Raw genomic sequence first — 15,925 nt, 5'->3', positions numbered from 1 at the left:
GGTGGCCGTGCAATATGAGCCTCACAGCAGTCATATCTGGCAGGGGATGAAGATGGAAATCGGTATCGTTGGGTTGGGGCGCATGGGTGCCAATATTGCGCGGCGGCTGATGGCGGCGGGGCACGGCACCGTGGTGAACGACCTGAATGCAGCGGCAATTGCTGCACTTGCAGCGGATGGAGCAAGGCCCGCCGTGTCATTGGCCGAGTTGGCCAAATTGCTCGCACCACCGCGTGCCATATGGCTGATGCTGCCCGCGGGTGCCGTGACGGAGAATGCCGTGCTCGAGGCCGCAACGGTGCTCAAACCCGGTGACGTTCTGATCGATGGTGGCAACAGCTTCTTCAAGGACAGCGTCCGGCGCGGGCAGATGCTGGCGGAGAAGGGCATCCACTTTCTCGATGTCGGCACATCAGGCGGCGTCTGGGGGCTGGAGCGGGGTTTTTGCCTGATGATCGGCGGCGATGGCGAAGCCGTGCGCCGCCTCGACCCGATTTTTGCAGCCCTTGCACCAGGCAAAGGCCATATCGAGAAGACAGAGGGCCGGGATGGACGGGACCCACGGCCCGAGCAGGGATATATGCACACCGGCCCCACGGGCTCCGGCCACTTCGCCAAGATGGTCCATAACGGCATCGAATATGGCATGATGCAATCCTATGCCGAGGGCTTCCACATTCTGGAAACCCGGGGCGACGCCAATCTGCCGGCGGCCGAGCGCTTCGACTATGACGTGGCTGATCTGGCAGAGCTGTGGCGGCGCGGGAGCGTGATATCGTCCTGGCTGCTGGACCTCACTTCTAACGCGCTGACCAAGGACCCTGCCCTATCGGCCTTCACCGGCTCTGTTCCGGATTCTGGCGAAGGCCGCTGGACAGTGGAGGCCGCAATCGAGCAGGCCGTTCCGGCCGAGGTGCTGGCGGCGGCCATCTTCGCGCGGTTCCGTTCACGCCGGGACCATACATTCGCGGAAAAGCTGCTCTCCGCCCTGCGCCAGCAATTCGGCGGCCACCGCGAAAGCCCCTGAGTGGGAAAACGAAAAACCCGCCGGGGGAGGATTCCGGCGGGTTCTTCTTTTGCGTTCAGGCCCTGAAGGCCCGGACGCGGGCCACGTGGCCCAGCTGGTATCTCTTCAGGCCCATGTCGGCCAGGTCGGCATCCGACAGCGCTTCGGCTTCGGCGCGGGCACGGCGGTAGGCCCTCAGTTTCCGGCTGCGGCCCAATCTCTCGAGCAAGGCACCCGGAATGAAACTCACGAGCGCACGGCCTCCCGGGCCAGGCGCGGAATATCGACCCGCGAGATGCCGAGATCGGCGAGTTCGCGGGTGGACAGGCTCTCAAGCTCCTGGACGGTGCGCGAATAACGCTTCCAGGTGGAGTAGCGGGACTTCAGGACTTCGAACATTGGTCATTCCCCTTGGATTGACAGGTCTTTGGTTGCTTTTTGCATCCCCAATTTAGGTGCGCTGCAACATAAACAGAAATGCATTTTTTGCATGGCTATATTTGTTTATGTAAGAACAATAGCTTAACTGTCCATTTACCATGCTGCAATGCCGCAAAAACCGGCACGGGAGGCCATCACAGAACCCTCAGAGGCTGGAATGAACCGCCACGCGATACCCGTTTGCGAAGGTGCTGCAGACGGAGCGCGGGGTGAGGACAGTGGCAATGAGGCGAGCACTGGCCGCCAAAGGATCGGAATAGCCTTCGATCGACCAGCGCCAGAGCCTTCCGCCCCAGAGGAGACGCGCGGCGGCCGGCTCATCCGGCAAAGTGAGCATCACGCCCTCGGGCAACGCCCCAAGCCGTGCGCTGAAGCTTTGCTTCTGTCCGGCGGGTCCGATCCTCTCTGTGTGGAGCTGCGCGTCGATCTCCGGCGCTTTCACAGCCTGCTCGTCCGGCCAAGCCGCCTTGAAGGCTAAATATGCATCGCGGCGGCAGTAACTGCACGGACGGTGCCCTGCAGCGAATGCCGTTGCCTCGTCCAGGAAGAACAATTCGCTGTAACGCCCCGGCCTGAAGACGCTTCGCGTCACGCCTTTCCAGGAAAGCGTGCAGGTGATCCACGCCTTGCTGGAGAACCGCCGCCGGATCAGTCCCGCCGCGTCGTGCAGACAACCCCGGTTTCCCATCATCGTGCCACGTGACGGCACGGCGCGGAGATCGCCGAAAGGATCGACCCGGTTCATGCGTGGCACGGTCGGTTCTCCGGGTCAAACCGGCGCGGCGGCCCGCCTCGCGGCGGGCGGGAATCCGCCCTTCGTCACTTCAATTTGATGCAGAAATGCTTCTTCACCGGCTTCTCGATCTTCCAGGTGCCGGCGAAGCCAGGCTCAACCGTGAAGGCATCTCCCGGCTTCATGGTGACGGCCGCGCCGCCGTCGGGCGTGATGGTGATCTGCCCATCGATCAGGTGGACGAATTCATAGGCGCCATAGGTGGCATGGTAGGTGCCGGGCGTTGCCTCCCACGTACCGCTGATGACGCTGCCATCCGCCGAGGTGTGCTGCACCCAGGTCTTCATGGTGGGATTGCCCTCGACTTTCCTCCAGCCGTCGAGATCTGCGGTGATGGGCTCGAGCCCTGGCGCCGGAAAGCGGTAGACGATATCGGCCATGTGAGTTGCCTCCTTCACTCTGTTCGCGTGAAAACGATCTGCTCCCGCCACAGGACGCAAACTTATATCGAGTTCCGTGTCAACATAGCAAAAAGCCCGGAGCTTGGCTCCGGGCCTGTTGGCCAATTGCAGATGAGGCAGCCGTCAGAACAATCCGGCGATCTGGCCCTTCTCGTCGAGGCCGATCACTTCGGCGGACGGAACCTTCGGCAGGCCCGGCATGGTCATGATGTCTCCGCAGATGACGACGATGAATTCAGCACCTGCCGAAAGCCTGACTTCGCGGATCGGCACCACGTGGTTGATGGGCGCGCCCTTCATGTTGGGGTCCGTGGTGAAGGAATACTGCGTCTTGGCCATGCAGATCGGGAATTTGCCGTAGCCCGCCGCTTCCCAGGCCTTGAGCTGGTCGCGCACCGACTTGTCGGCGACGACGTCATCGGCACGGTAGATTTCGCGGGCGATGGTCTTGACCTTGTCGAACAGCGAGACGTTCTCATCATAGATCGGCTTGAACTGCGCCGAGCCCTTGTCAGCGAGTTCGGCCACGTGCCTCGCGAGCGGCTCGATGCCCTTGCCGCCGTCCGCCCAATGGGTGCAGCGGAAGGCTTCCACACCGTGGGTCTTGCAGTAGTCGATCACGGCCTGCACTTCCGCATCGGTGTCCGAGATGAAGTGGTTGACGGCCACCGCGATCGGCACGCCGAACTTCTTCACGTTTTCGATGTGGCGGCCGAGGTTGGCGAGGCCCTTCTTGAGCACCTCGACATTCTCGGTCTTCAGGTCTTCCTTGGCAGCACCGCCATGCATCTTGAGGGCGCGGACGGTGGCGACGATGACCGTGGCGGCGGGCGAGAGCCCGGCCTTGCGGCACTTGATGTCGAAGAACTTCTCGGCGCCCAAGTCAGCGCCGAAGCCTGCTTCCGTCACCACATAGTCCGTGAGCTTGAGGGCGGCCTGGGTGGCCATGACGGAATTGCAGCCATGGGCGATGTTGGCGAAGGGGCCGCCATGAACGAAGGCCGGGTTGTTTTCGAGCGTCTGCACCAGGTTGGGCTGAAGCGCGTCCTTGAGGAGGACGACCATGGCGCCGGGCGCCTTCAGGTCCTTCGCCAGAACCGGGGTCTTGTCCTTCTTGTAGGCGACAACGATCTGGCCGATGCGGCGCTCGAGATCAGCAATCGACGTCGAGAGGCAGAGGATGGCCATGATCTCGGAGGCGACGGTAATGTCGAAGCCCGCCTCGCGCGGATAGCCGTTGGCAACGCCGCCCAGCGAACAGACGATCTCGCGCAGCGCACGGTCGTTCATGTCCATGACGCGCCGCCAGGCGACGCGGCGGGTGTCGATGCCGAGTTCATTGCCCCAGTAGATGTGATTGTCGATCAGGGCCGAAAGCAGGTTGTGCGCCGAGGTGATGGCGTGAAAATCACCGGTGAAGTGGAGGTTGATGTCCTCCATCGGAACGATTTGGGCATAACCGCCGCCGGCTGCGCCACCCTTCATGCCGAAGCAGGGGCCGAGCGAGGGCTCGCGCAGCGCAACCATGGCCTTCTTTCCGATCAGGTTGAGGCCGTCACCCAGGCCGACGGTCGTGGTGGTCTTGCCTTCGCCCGCGGGGGTGGGGTTGATGGCGGTGACCAGGATCAGCTTGCCGTTGGGCTTGGACTTGAGACTGTCGATGTAGGAGAGCGCCACCTTGGCCTTGGTGTGGCCGTAGGGGATCAAGTCCTTTTCCGGGATGCCGAGGCCCTTTCCGATCTCCATGATCGGTTTCATTTTCGCCTCACGGGCAATTTCGATATCGCTCTTCACCGTGGCCATAGTCGTTTCAGTCCCCTTGTGTGGATTGGAGAGTTTTCCCGGCAGTAAAAATACATTACTGGCGGGAAATGTCGAATATTTCTTGTGGGCTGCGCCGGCGCGGCAGTCATGATGCCGAGTGTCTTGCTACAGCGCTTCTTCACATGCGATGCCTTTTGCGACGTTTCGCGGAGAATTTTCTCCAATCACCCTCTACCGCCGGATTGCAACAGGAGTTTGAGAATGCGCAGCTTTGACCGTCCGGGCCGTTCGGCCGCTTATGGCACCCGCGGCATGGCAGCAACCTCAGCACCCCTGGCAACGCTTGCCGCGATCGACACGCTGCGCGCCGGCGGCAATGCGGCGGATGCAGCGGTTGTGGCCTCTGCCGTGCTCTGCGTGGTGGAGCCCGCAATGACCGGGATCGGCGGCGACTGTTTCGCGCTGGTGGGCACGCCCGATGGCAAGGTGACCGGCCTCAATGCCAGCGGCCGGGCGGCAATGGCTGCTGACGCCACATGGCTGAAGGCCTCCGGCCTCACCGAAATCGCCGTCCGCTCTATCCATGCCATCACCGTGCCGGGCGCGATCGACGGCTGGGACCAGCTTTTGCGCAAATTCGGAACCATGGATCTGGGCGAGGCCCTGAAACCTGCCATCCGCCTGGCGGAAGAAGGGGTGCCGGTGACGCCGCGGGTTGCGGCCGACTGGCCGGAGGATGCGCCGTTTCTGGAGGCCGACGAAGGCGGCCGCGTCCACTATCTGAAGGACGGACGCACCCCGCGTGAAGGCGAGATCATGCATTACCCCGCCTTGGCCCGCAGCATGCGGCTGATCGCGCAGGAGGGCCGCGATGCCTTCTACGAGGGCGAGATTGCCGAGGACATCATCGCGACCGTCAGGGCGAAGGGATCGCTGCTGACGCGGGACGACCTGGCCCGCCAGCAGGCCAATTGGGTGAAGCCGATTTCGACGGACTTCATGGGGCGCGAGGTTCTGGAAATTCCACCGTCGGGACAGGGGCTGACGGCGCTCATCGCACTCAACATCCTGACCCAGATCGGCCTGAAGCGGCACGCACCGGACTCGGTCGAGCGCCACCACCTCGAAATCGAGGCGATGAAACTGGCCTGGGAGCTGCGCAACCGGCACATCGCCGACCCGGATTTCCACGAGGTTCCGGTTGACGAGCTTCTGTCGGCAAAGACCGCCCAGAAACTGGCATCGATGATCGACATGAACCGCACGCTCGACATCGAAACCGCGATGCGGACGTCGGATACGATCTATCTGAGCGTCGTCGATGAGCAGCGCATGGCCGTCTCCTTCATCAACTCGGTCTATTATGGCTTCGGCTCCTGCGTGGTGACGCCGAAGACCGGGATCGCGCTGCAGAACCGGGGCGGCTGCTTCGTCACAGACCCTGCACACCCCAATTGCATCGGCCCCGGAAAGCGGCCGCTTCACACCATCATTCCGGCCATGGTGAAGAAGGACGGTCTCGTCGACATGAGCTATGGCGTAATGGGCGGTGACTATCAGCCCATGGGCCATGTGACCGTTGCGGTGAATCGGTATGTCTATGGCATGAACCCGCAGGAGGCGATTGACTGGGCGCGCTATTTTCCCGCATCAGGCAAGGTTCAGGTCGAAGGCGGCGTGCCCATCCATGTGTGCGAAGGCCTCATTGCGAAGGGCCACAGGCTGGAGCAGGCGGCATCGCCCCTGGGCGGCGGCCAGGCCATTGCCATCGACCGTGAAAACGGCGTGCTGATCGGCGGGTCAGACCCGCGCAAGGACGGTTTTGCACTCGGATGTTAGCCTCGCTGTTAAGAAATGCTTTGACGCTCTGACTTAAGCTCGGGGCTTGAGGTTTGGGTACGGAGAGACTGTGAGCCAGGGCAAGAGCGACGTGAATGCTGTGGGGCTGCTTACCCGCGCCGTGGCGGAATCGGGCCTGGCCGCCTATTGCTGGGATGTGCCGAGCGACCGGATCGACTGGTCTCCCGGAGCGGGCGGCGTGCTGGGCTGCGAGCCGGCTGCGGTCGATTCAGGGCGCCACTTCGCCTCGCTTCTGGATCCTCAGAACCTGACGAGCCGCTATGACACGGTGCTGCGCGGCGGCGGCACGGATGAGGGTGCTGGCGTTTTCTTCCGCATCGAATACCGCTTCATGCCCGGCGGCCGCACGGGCAGGGAAAGCTTCTGGCTGGAAGATCAGGGCCGCTGGCACGCCGATGCTGACGGACGCCCGGCGCGGGTTTTCGGGACACTGCGCCGCATCGATGAGCGCCACCGGCAAGAACAGCATTTGAGTTTTCTGGGCCACTGCGATGCGCTGACCGGCCTCATGAACCGCGGCCGGCTGATGGAGGCGCTGGGCGGAGCTCTGGCCGCTTCGGAACGCGAAGGCACGTCCTGCGCGCTGTTGCTGGCGACCATCATCAATCTGCCGGTGGTCAACGAGGCCTATGGGCCGGGCGTGGCCGATGAGGTGATCGCCAATGTCGCCCAGCGGATTGCCAGCGTCGCCCGCGCCGGGGACGCGGTGGCGCGTTATTCGGGCTCGACCTTCGGCATTGTCCTCAACCACTGCAGCCGGGACGAACTCGCCGTCGCCGCCGAGCGCTTTCTGGGTGCTGCACGCGAGAGCGTGGTCGAAACGCTGAGAGGGCCTGTTTGGGCGCTGGTCTCGGTCGGCGCCGTCATCCTGCCGCGCTACGGCCGCGACCCCGGCACCGCCGTGGCCCATGCCGAGGAAGCACTGGCCCAGGCGCGCAAGCAGCCGGCAGGCGACGTGGTGATCCATGAACCCTCTGAACAGCTTTCCACCGAGCGCAGCGGCAATGCGCGGGACGCCACGCAAGTCATCCGCTGCCTGAAGGAAAACCGGTTCCTGCTTGCCTTCCAGCCCGTCGTCGATGCGGTGACGGGACGGCCCCTGTTCCATGAGGCGCTGCTGCGCATGACGGGCGAGGACGGGCAGATCGTGGCAGCCGGGCATCTGATCCCCATTGCCGAAAAGCTGGGACTGGTGCGCCTGATCGACAAGGCCGTGGCGGAGATGGTGGTCGATGTGCTGATCCGGCACCCCACCATGCGGATTTCCCTCAACATCTCCGGCACCACGGCAACCGACCCTCGTTGGTATCCTGAAATTCTCGCGATTCTGTCGCGTCAGGGCGCGCTTGCGAAGCGGGTCATCGTCGAAATCACCGAGACGGTGGCGCTGGGCGACCTCAGCCATACCATCCGTTTCGTCGAGGCGCTGCGCCACCTGGGCTGCAGCGTGGCGATCGATGATTTCGGAGCTGGCTATACAAGCTTCCGCAGCCTGCGGGCGCTGCCCGTCGAGTTCCTGAAGCTCGACGGCACGTTTTGCCATCACCTCTCGGGCAATGGCGAAAACCAGTATTACGTCCGCTCGCTGATCGACCTGGCGAAGAGCTTCGGCATCAAGACCGTGGCCGAATGGGTGGAGACGGAGGAAGATGCAGCCTTGCTCCGGCAGTGGGGCGTGGACCTCATGCAGGGGAGCCTTTACGGCATGGCGGAGTTTTCGCCCGGCTGGATGGAGATGCTGCCCCCCGCGGAAGAAACAGTAGCGGCCTTCGAGCGCGATCTCGATGGCGAGCTGCAGAAGCTGCGCCACGCGATCACGCTTCTCGACAGCGCCTTCGCGGCGCGGCTTGGGGAGTTCGCGGCGGAGCCGAGCCTGGCCGATCTCGTCAGCGACACGGCAAGGCGCCGGGCGCTCTAAGGGAACTGTTGGAGGCGCCTACTTCGTAATCGTGTCAAGCTTCTGCTGCATTGCAGCAAGCTGATCCTTGAGGGCCTGGAGATCATCCTTCGACGGGTTCTGCGCCTGAGGAGGCCTGCCGGGTGCGGGCGCGCCGGGAACGGGCACGCCCATGGCCGCGAAGGGGTTGAACACCTTCATCGCATCGCCGAACATGGCCATGTTGCGCTGGGCGTGATCCTGCATGGCCTTGATCGTATCGCCGCCCCAGACATCCAGTAGCTGGCTGCGGAATTTCTCCTGCTCCTTGCCGAGATTTTCGAGCGAGAACTCAAGGAAGCCCGGCACGAAAGCCTGCATGGAATCGCCATAGAAGCGGATGAGCTGACGGAGGAAATTGATGGGCAGAAGATTGGTGCCCTTATTCTCTTCCTCGAAGATGATCTGGGTGAGGACCGAACGGGTGATGTCCTCACCCGTCTTGGCGTCATAGACCAGAAAATCCGTGCCCGACTTGACCATGGTCGAAAGGTCGTCGAGCGTCACATAGGTGGAGGTGGACGTGTTGTAGAGCCGCCGGTTGGCGTATTTCTTGATGACCACCGCGCTCTGCGGCGCTGCCTTCTCTTCACTCACCGGCGTCCTCCTTGACCAGGCTTCGAACCGCCGCCGTTTACCGGGCTTTTTGCAGGCTCTCGCTGCAAAAAAGCTTGCTCTCCGCACTGCACAATTGCAAGCGCAAAAAATATCGCGCCGCCATAACCGAGACCTATGTCGCATTGCACAAAAGCTGGTAATAAAGGCATAAGCTCAAGTCAAAATCACGCAAAGGAGTCAGTCATGGCCGGATCTGGAAATGGGATTGTGATCGTTGCGGCGGCGCGAACGCCGGTGGGGTCCTTCAATGGCTCACTGTCGAGCGTTCCGGCCAGCTACCTAGGCACCGTCGCCCTGAAAGCCGCAATGGAGCGCGCCAAGGTGGATGCAGCCGAAGTGGATGAAGTGATCCTCGGCCAGATCCTGACAGCGGCACAGGGCCAGAACCCGGCACGCCAGGCCGCAATCAATGCCGGCATTCCCAAGGAGAGCCCGGCCTGGGGCATGAACCAGCTCTGCGGCTCAGGCCTGCGCGCCGTGGCGCTTGGCATGCAGCAGATCGCATCCGGTGATGCCAAGGTGGTTGCCGCCGGCGGCCAGGAAAGCATGAGCCGCGCGCCCCACGCCGCCTATCTCCGCGAAGGCGTAAAGATGGGCGATTATGCAATGGTCGACACCATGATCAAGGACGGGTTGTGGGACGCTTTCCACGGCTATCACATGGGAACGACCGCCGAGAACGTGGCGCGCCAGTGGCAGATCACCCGCGACATGCAGGATGACTTTGCGGTGAAGAGCCAGAACAAGGCCGAAGCGGCGCAGGCTGCCGGCAAGTTCAAGGACGAGATTGCCCCCGTCACCATCACCACCCGCAAGGGCGACGTGACGGTGGACCAGGACGAATACATCAAGAAGGGCGTGACTCTGGACGCCGTCGGCAAGCTGAGGCCCGCCTTCGCCAAGGATGGCTCGGTGACCGCCGCCAATGCCTCCGGCATCAATGACGGCGCGGCCGTCGTCATCCTGATGAGCGAGGCGGAAGCCACCCGCCGCGGCCTGACCCCCTTGGCCCGCATCGCCTCCTGGGCGAGTGTTGGCGTCGATCCCGCGATCATGGGTTCGGGGCCGATCCCTGCCTCCCGCGCCGCCTTGAAGAAGGCCGGCTGGACGGTCGAGGATCTGGACCTGGTCGAGGCCAATGAAGCGTTTGCGGCGCAGGCTTGCGCCGTCAACAAGGACATGGGCTGGAACCCGGAGATCGTGAACGTCAATGGTGGGGCGATTGCACTTGGCCACCCCATCGGCGCGTCGGGCGCGCGGGTTCTCAACACGCTGCTGTTCGAGATGGGCCGCCGGGACGCCAAAAAGGGCCTCGCCACCCTCTGCATCGGCGGCGGCATGGGCATCGCCATGTGCGTGGAGCGGTAACACGAACGGGAATGCCTGAGGCGGGACTCGCTGAGAGACCCCCTCACCCTGCCCTCTCCCCCGGCGGGGGAGAGGAATAGAAACAATAAATGGAGAGATACATGGGACGGGTAGCAGTGGTCACCGGCGGTAGCCGTGGCATTGGGGCGGCGATTTCGAAGGCGTTGAAGGCGGCGGGCTATTCCGTGGCCGCGAGCTATGCCGGCAATGACGAGGCGGCGGCGGCGTTCAAGGCCGAAACCGGCATCCCCGTCTATAAATGGGATGTTGCCAGCTATGAGGCCTGCGTGGCGGGGCTGAAGCAGGTGGAGGCCGATCTCGGCCCCGTCGAGGTGCTGGTCAACAATGCCGGCATCACCCGCGATGCGATGTTCCACAAGATGACGCCGCAGCAGTGGAACGAAGTAATCAACACCAACCTCAATTCGCTGTTCAACATGACCCAGCCCATCTGGGGCGGCATGCGCGACCGGAGCTTCGGCCGCGTGATCTGCATTTCCTCCATCAATGGCCAGAAGGGCCAGATGGGCCAGGCCAATTATTCCGCCGCCAAGGCCGGTGACATCGGCTTCGTCAAGGCGCTGGCCCAGGAAGGGGCGGCCAAGGGCATCACCGTCAACGCCATCTGCCCGGGCTACATCGCCACCGAAATGGTGAAGGCCATTCCGCAGGAGGTGCTCGACAAGCGCATCCTGCCGCTCATTCCCGTAGGCCGCCTGGGCGAGCCCGAGGAGATTGCGCGCGCTGTCGTGTTCCTCGCATCGGACGAGGCCGGCTTCATCACCGGCTCCACCATTTCCGCCAATGGCGGCCAGCACATGGTGTGAGGGCCGAAGCCTCCATCTGTGATGCTCCCGATGCCCGCGCTTGACGCGGGCATCTTCTTTTCCCAACAAGGGCTATGGAACTCCACGCGAAGAACCTGACATTGGAGCGCGGCGGGCGGATTGTGTTCCGCAACGTTTCGCTATCGCTCGGGTCGGGTGAGCTCATGCAGCTGACGGGGCCAAACGGCTCCGGCAAGTCCTCCCTGCTGCGGCTCATCGCCGGTTTGAACGACGCGCAAGACGGGACGATCACACTCGACGGCGGCGGCGAGGAGCTGACCATCGGACAGCAGGCGCATTACCTTGCCCATCAGGAGCCGGTGAAATCAGCCCTCAGCGTGGCCGAGAATTTGGGCTTCTGGCGGGATTTTCTGGGCGGCGGCGATGTGGGAGAGGCCCTCGCCGCCTTCGATCTCGCCCGGCTTGCAAGCTATCCTGCCGGGCTCCTCTCCGCCGGCCAGAAGCGCCGCCTGGCGCTGGCACGGCTGGTGCTCGTGCCGCGCGCGCTGTGGCTGCTGGATGAGCCGACCGTGGGGCTCGACACGGCTTCCCTCTCCCGCCTGACCGATGTGATGGAGCGCCAGCGTGCGCAAGGCGGCATGATCATCGCCGCCACCCATGTGGCGCTCGGCCTTGAGCCCGACAAGCGCCTCGACCTCGGGGGCCAACCGTGAGCCTGATCCTGGCGCTGATCCGGCGGGACATCACCCTCACCATCCGGCAGGGGGGCGGGGTGGGCACCGCGCTCGGTTTCTTCCTGACGGTCGTCGTGCTGCTGCCCATCGGCATCGGGCCCGACCAGGCGCTGCTGGCCCGCATCGCGCCAGGCGCCTTGTGGATTTCGCTACTCCTCTCCGTGCTGCTCTCGGCCGACCGCATCTTTCAGCAGGATTTTGAGGATGGCTCCCTCGACATCATGACCATGGGGCCGGTTCCCTTCGAGATTGTGGCATTGGCCAAGGCCATTGCGCACTGGCTCTCGACCAGCCTGCCGCTGGCGGTTGCCGCACCGCTTCTGGGATTTCTCGTCAATCTGGAGCCGGGGGCCATCCTGCCGCTCGCCATTGCCATGGTGCTAGGCTCTGTTGCGCTATCGCTTCTGGCGTCGATCGGCGCAGCGGTGACGGTGGGCTTGCGGCGCGGCGGCCTCCTCGTCTCGATCCTGGTGCTGCCGCTCTATGTGCCGGTCCTGATCTTCGGGCTTTCCGCCTCCCAGCCCGGCGCCGCACCGGGCCTGACCCTCGCCTCGCTCCTGATCCTGGCGGCGATCACCCTCGTCAGCCTCGTCGTCTCCCCCCTTGCCTCGGCTGCGGCGCTGAGGTCCTATCTCAAATAGCTCCGCTCCGTTAGAGAAGCGCCATCATGCAGTATCTTGCCAATCCGACCCGGTTCCTCAAGCTCGCCAATGCGGTGCTGCCCTATGTCTGGGCGATCACCATTCTGCTCTTTGCCGTTGGGCTTTATGGCGCGCTCGCCGCCTCGCCTGCGGATTATCAGCAGGGCGAAACGGTGCGCATCATGTATGTGCATGTGCCCGCCGCCTGGATGGCGCTGTTCGTCTATTCGGTGATGGCGCTCGCCAGCGCCATTGCCCTGATCTTCCGCCACCCGCTGGCCGATGTGGCGGCCAAGACCGCGGCTCCCATCGGTGCCGTGTTCTGCTTTCTGGCCCTTGCCACGGGCTCGCTCTGGGGCAAGCCCATGTGGGGCGCGTGGTGGGTGTGGGACGCGAGGCTTACCTCCATGTTCGTGCTGATGCTTCTCTATGTGGGCTACATGGCCATCTGGGCAGCGATCGAGGAGCCGCACCGCGCCGCCATGGTGGCCCGCGTGGTGGCGCTCGTGGGCTTCATCAATATTCCCATCGTCAAATTCTCGGTCGACTGGTGGAACTCGCTGCACCAGCCTGCAAGCGTGTTCCGCATGGGAGGCCCCACCATCGACAAATCCATGCTGTGGCCGCTGCTGGTGATGGGGCTCGCCTACACCTTCCTGTTCCTGGCGCTGCACCTGGTCTCGATGCGGGCCGAGATCGCCGCACGCAAGATCCGCCAGATCCACATTGCCGAGATCGGAGAGCGCTGATGGATTTTTCCGCCAACCACATCGGGTTTGTGATTGCCGCCTACGCAGTGTCGGCGATCTTCCTCGGCGGCCTGATCGCCAGCACACTGTTGAGAGACAGGAAGCTCAGCGCTGAAGCGGAGCGGCTCGATACCGAACGCCGGAAGGCGCGCACATGAGCACGCCGGACACGGAGCCGAAACGCACCCGTATCTGGGTGGTGCTGATCCCTGTTCTCATCTTCGCAGGTCTTGCCCTGATGTTCTGGCGGGGGCTTTCGGGGAACCCGTCCGAAATTCCCTCCGCCCTCATCGGCAAGCCCGTGCCCGACTTCGACCTTCATGCCGTTGACGGGTTGGACATGCCGGGCTTCGCGGATGAAGACTTGAGGAAGGGGAAGGTGACGGTGGTGAATGTTTGGGCGTCTTGGTGTGCGCCCTGCCGCATCGAGCACCCGCTGCTGCAGGAACTGGCGAAGCGGACCGACATTCAGCTCTTCGGCATGAATTACAAGGACGAGCCCGAGAATGCCGTGCGATTCCTCAACACGCTGGGCCAGCCCTTTGCCGCCGTGGGCATGGATCGTGACGGGCGCACCGCTGTGGACTGGGGCGTTTACGGTGTGCCGGAAACCTTCATCGTCGATGGCCAGGGTATGATCCGCCACAAGCACATCGGGCCGCTGACGCCCGAGGCCATCGCAGGGGAGATGGCAGCCGAGATCGAGAAGGCGAAAACACCCTTTCCCCAGAGCGCGCCATGACGCTGACCCTCAACCGCCGCGCCGACCTGACGCTCGAAGCCCTGCAGCGCGTGGCGTGGGGCCATGAAGCCGTGGCGCTTGGCGGGGAGGCGCGTGCCAAGATCGCGGCGGCGCGGGCTGACTTTCTGGCGCTGATCGAGCGCGAGGACATCGTGATCTATGGCGTCAACACCGGCTATGGTCACCAGGCCAAGCGGCGCCTGACGCCTGACGAGCGGAAGGCCCAGGCCATGGCCCCCACGCACCACCGCGCGGCCTCCTGGGGGGAACCGCTGCCGGAGCGGGTGACACGCGCCATTGTCTTCGCCAGGCTGGCCAATGTGATCGAGGGCCATGCCGCACTCTCCCCCCATGTGGCTGAGGCCCTGGCCGCGATGCTCGATGGCGGGCCCTTGCCGGAGGTGCCCGCACGGGGACAGGGGGGTGCCGGTGAGATCCTCTCGCTGTCGCACCTGTTCCTCTCGCTGACGCAAGCGCTGGAGCTTGCCGAGAAGGACATGCTGTCCCTCATCAACGGCTCGCCCGCGGCCACGGCCCTCGTGGCCGATGCCGCATTGGCGGCGGCCCGGCGGCTGGAGCTGGTGGCTGATGTGCTGGCGCTTTCGGCGGAAGCCTTCAACGCACCGCTCGGGCACTTTGCCGAAGAACTCGAAGGCCTGTGGAACAATCCGCACGACGCCTGGGCGCTTGAAGCCTTGCGCAGGCGGATCGGCGGCGGGCATGGCGGCGCACGAAGACCCTATCAGGCGCCGGTGAGCATCCGCATCATGCCGCGGGTGATGGGGGAAGCGCACCGCGCCATGGCCTCAGCCGAAGCCATCGCGCGGCAATCGCTTGGCGCGGTCAGCGACAATCCCGTGGTGTTCCCGAAGGGTGAGCGGATCGGGCCGGACGAGGTGGTCTCGACCGGGGGCTATCACAATGCCCAAGCGCCAGCGGCCATTGATGCGCTGACGGCGGCATCAGCCAACCTCGCAATTATTGCCACCCGCGTGGCGGCAAAGCTGCAGGATGGCCCTGTGTCTCTGCTGCCGCCCTTCCTCGGCTATCTCGACGGCCGTGACTATCTGGGCTGCCTGCCCATGGCGATGGTGGGCTATGAGGAAGAGATGCGCATGCTGGCTGCGCCCACGCTGCTGCCCGGCTCGGAGTCGGGTGGCTTTGCTCAGGATGACGTGGCCTCACCCGTTTTCGCAACCTGGAGCAAGCAGGAGAAGGCAGGTGTCCTGCTGGAACTTGTGCTGGCGAGCCTCGCCCCCATTGCGGTGCGGGCGCTGGACGTGACCGGGCGCCCCGCACCGCCATTGCTTCAGGCCCTGATTGACGAAACGCGCCGGCATTTTCCCGATGATGGCCGCGGCATTACCATGGGTGCGGAATGTGCGGCCCTGGCTGCAAGCTTCCGGAAGAGGATTTACGCGGCTGACTGAGTGATCAGGCCCGCTTGCGGGTCTTGATCTTGCGGGCCGGCTTGGCGGGTTCCTTTTCCTCGATGCGGTCCATCTCGGCGGCGAGCACAGCCAGATTGTCGAGGAACAGCTTGCGGTCGCCCGAGGGGATGAGGGAGAGGAGCTGCTTGTCCACCTCCTCAGCGCCGGGCTGGGCCATCTTCAGCATTTTCTTGCCGACGGCGGTGATGCGGATCGAGTTGGTGCGGCCATCATCCTTGGTGCGCTTGCGCTGCAGATAGCCTTGGGCCAGAAGCCGCGCCACCAGATCCGCCAGTGTCGAGCGGTCGATGCCGGTGAGCTTCACGAGTTCCGTCTGGCTCTTGCCATCGTTGGTGTCGACCGCGAGCAGCACGGTGAACTGGCGGTGCGTGAGCCCGGACTTGCCGACCTCCCCCATGTAGATGAGGTTCGAGTATTGTGCCGCCCGTTTCAACAGGTGCGATGGTGAACGCGAGAACTGCTTCACGTCCTTGGTGCTTGTCATACGCCCCTTCTCCTGCCCCGCGTTCCGGCGGCATGTGCCGCCGGCTGTTGCGAAAACCCCAGTGCCATTTCTGGCCTCAACTCTGCTCCACAGCGTGAGGAGCTTCCCCCGATAGAGCCGCGAACAAGTAGCGGCTCGCATTTTCCGCT

At 63.8% G+C, this 15,925-nt stretch carries 18 protein-coding genes; 11 read left to right on the top strand and 7 right to left on the bottom strand.

Translation table 11 applies throughout. The annotated features are described in order from the left end of the window. The first annotated feature begins 52 nt into the window (after window positions 1–52). Complete coding sequence (gene gnd / locus ACO06F_RS13530; RefSeq protein WP_421693276.1) at window positions 53–1,027, top strand: phosphogluconate dehydrogenase (NAD(+)-dependent, decarboxylating); 975 nt, start codon at window positions 53–55, stop codon at window positions 1,025–1,027. 55 nt (window positions 1,028–1,082) lie between these two features. Here gnd and ACO06F_RS13525 read toward each other — a convergent pair whose 3' ends face one another. The 5 genes from ACO06F_RS13525 to ACO06F_RS13505 all read right to left on the bottom strand — a co-directional run bounded on the left by ACO06F_RS13525 (window position 1,083) and on the right by ACO06F_RS13505 (window position 4,444). Further along, window positions 1,083–1,256, bottom strand: coding sequence for a DUF1127 domain-containing protein (locus ACO06F_RS13525; protein WP_421693275.1), 174 nt, complete (start codon window positions 1,254–1,256; stop codon window positions 1,083–1,085). Next, window positions 1,253–1,405 (bottom strand): DUF1127 domain-containing protein, encoded by a 153-nt coding sequence (locus ACO06F_RS13520; RefSeq protein ID WP_421693274.1) that lies wholly within the window; start codon window positions 1,403–1,405, stop codon window positions 1,253–1,255. The genes ACO06F_RS13525 and ACO06F_RS13520 overlap by 4 nt, the downstream gene beginning before the upstream one ends. 187 nt (window positions 1,406–1,592) lie before the next feature. Beyond that, window positions 1,593–2,192: a hypothetical protein gene (locus tag ACO06F_RS13515; RefSeq protein WP_421693273.1), complete on the bottom strand. Its 600-nt coding sequence runs from the start codon at window positions 2,190–2,192 to the stop codon at window positions 1,593–1,595. 74 nt (window positions 2,193–2,266) lie between these two features. Further along, on the bottom strand, window positions 2,267–2,620 hold the full coding sequence (locus ACO06F_RS13510; RefSeq protein WP_421693272.1) for a cupin domain-containing protein: 354 nt from the start codon (window positions 2,618–2,620) through the stop codon (window positions 2,267–2,269). Between the two features lie 144 nt (window positions 2,621–2,764). After that, window positions 2,765–4,444: a formate--tetrahydrofolate ligase gene (locus tag ACO06F_RS13505; protein ID WP_421693271.1), complete on the bottom strand. Its 1,680-nt coding sequence runs from the start codon at window positions 4,442–4,444 to the stop codon at window positions 2,765–2,767. 222 nt (window positions 4,445–4,666) lie between these two features. Between ACO06F_RS13505 and ggt the strand changes: the two genes are divergently transcribed. Together ggt and ACO06F_RS13495 are read left to right on the top strand one after the other, a co-directional pair. Continuing rightward, window positions 4,667–6,244, top strand: a complete 1,578-nt coding sequence (ggt, locus tag ACO06F_RS13500) for a gamma-glutamyltransferase (RefSeq protein ID WP_421693270.1) — start codon at window positions 4,667–4,669, stop codon at window positions 6,242–6,244. 70 nt (window positions 6,245–6,314) lie between these two features. Further along, entirely contained in the window at window positions 6,315–8,183 is a 1,869-nt protein-coding gene (locus tag ACO06F_RS13495; protein WP_421693269.1) for an EAL domain-containing protein, read from the top strand. An 18-nt stretch (window positions 8,184–8,201) separates the two neighbouring features. On the opposite strand, the gene phaR is transcribed toward ACO06F_RS13495, so the two are convergent. Further along, window positions 8,202–8,798, bottom strand: a complete 597-nt coding sequence (phaR, locus tag ACO06F_RS13490; protein ID WP_421693268.1) for a polyhydroxyalkanoate synthesis repressor PhaR — start codon at window positions 8,796–8,798, stop codon at window positions 8,202–8,204. 204 nt (window positions 8,799–9,002) lie between these two features. Between phaR and ACO06F_RS13485 the strand changes: the two genes are divergently transcribed. The 8 genes from ACO06F_RS13485 to ACO06F_RS13450 all read left to right on the top strand — a co-directional run bounded on the left by ACO06F_RS13485 (window position 9,003) and on the right by ACO06F_RS13450 (window position 15,271). Continuing rightward, window positions 9,003–10,187, top strand: coding sequence for an acetyl-CoA C-acetyltransferase (locus ACO06F_RS13485; protein ID WP_421693267.1), 1,185 nt, complete (start codon window positions 9,003–9,005; stop codon window positions 10,185–10,187). Window positions 10,188–10,288: 101 nt separating this feature from the next. Next, on the top strand, window positions 10,289–11,014 hold the full coding sequence (locus ACO06F_RS13480; protein ID WP_421693266.1) for a beta-ketoacyl-ACP reductase: 726 nt from the start codon (window positions 10,289–10,291) through the stop codon (window positions 11,012–11,014). Between the two features lie 74 nt (window positions 11,015–11,088). Beyond that, window positions 11,089–11,688, top strand: coding sequence for a heme ABC exporter ATP-binding protein CcmA (gene ccmA, locus ACO06F_RS13475; protein ID WP_421693265.1), 600 nt, complete (start codon window positions 11,089–11,091; stop codon window positions 11,686–11,688). Continuing rightward, window positions 11,685–12,350, top strand: a complete 666-nt coding sequence (ccmB, locus tag ACO06F_RS13470) for a heme exporter protein CcmB (protein ID WP_421693264.1) — start codon at window positions 11,685–11,687, stop codon at window positions 12,348–12,350. Before ccmA ends, ccmB begins: the two co-directional genes overlap by 4 nt. A gap of 26 nt (window positions 12,351–12,376) precedes the next feature. Next, window positions 12,377–13,099, top strand: a complete 723-nt coding sequence (locus ACO06F_RS13465) for a heme ABC transporter permease (RefSeq protein WP_421693263.1) — start codon at window positions 12,377–12,379, stop codon at window positions 13,097–13,099. Continuing rightward, entirely contained in the window at window positions 13,099–13,257 is a 159-nt protein-coding gene (gene ccmD, locus ACO06F_RS13460; RefSeq protein WP_421693262.1) for a heme exporter protein CcmD, read from the top strand. Before ACO06F_RS13465 ends, ccmD begins: the two co-directional genes overlap by 1 nt. After that, on the top strand, window positions 13,254–13,841 hold the full coding sequence (locus ACO06F_RS13455; RefSeq protein ID WP_421693261.1) for a DsbE family thiol:disulfide interchange protein: 588 nt from the start codon (window positions 13,254–13,256) through the stop codon (window positions 13,839–13,841). Before ccmD ends, ACO06F_RS13455 begins: the two co-directional genes overlap by 4 nt. Beyond that, on the top strand, window positions 13,838–15,271 hold the full coding sequence (locus tag ACO06F_RS13450; protein ID WP_421693260.1) for an aromatic amino acid lyase: 1,434 nt from the start codon (window positions 13,838–13,840) through the stop codon (window positions 15,269–15,271). Before ACO06F_RS13455 ends, ACO06F_RS13450 begins: the two co-directional genes overlap by 4 nt. 4 nt (window positions 15,272–15,275) lie before the next feature. Here the strand turns inward: ACO06F_RS13450 and ACO06F_RS13445 are convergent, their stop codons facing one another. Further along, entirely contained in the window at window positions 15,276–15,776 is a 501-nt protein-coding gene (locus ACO06F_RS13445; RefSeq protein ID WP_421693259.1) for a MarR family winged helix-turn-helix transcriptional regulator, read from the bottom strand. Window positions 15,777–15,925 lie beyond the last annotated feature (149 nt).

This window comes from Aestuariivirga sp. (genome assembly GCF_965227715.1).
Classification (GTDB): Bacteria; Pseudomonadota; Alphaproteobacteria; order Rhizobiales; family Aestuariivirgaceae; genus Aestuariivirga.
This window is presented reverse-complemented; position numbering and strand designations above follow the sequence as displayed.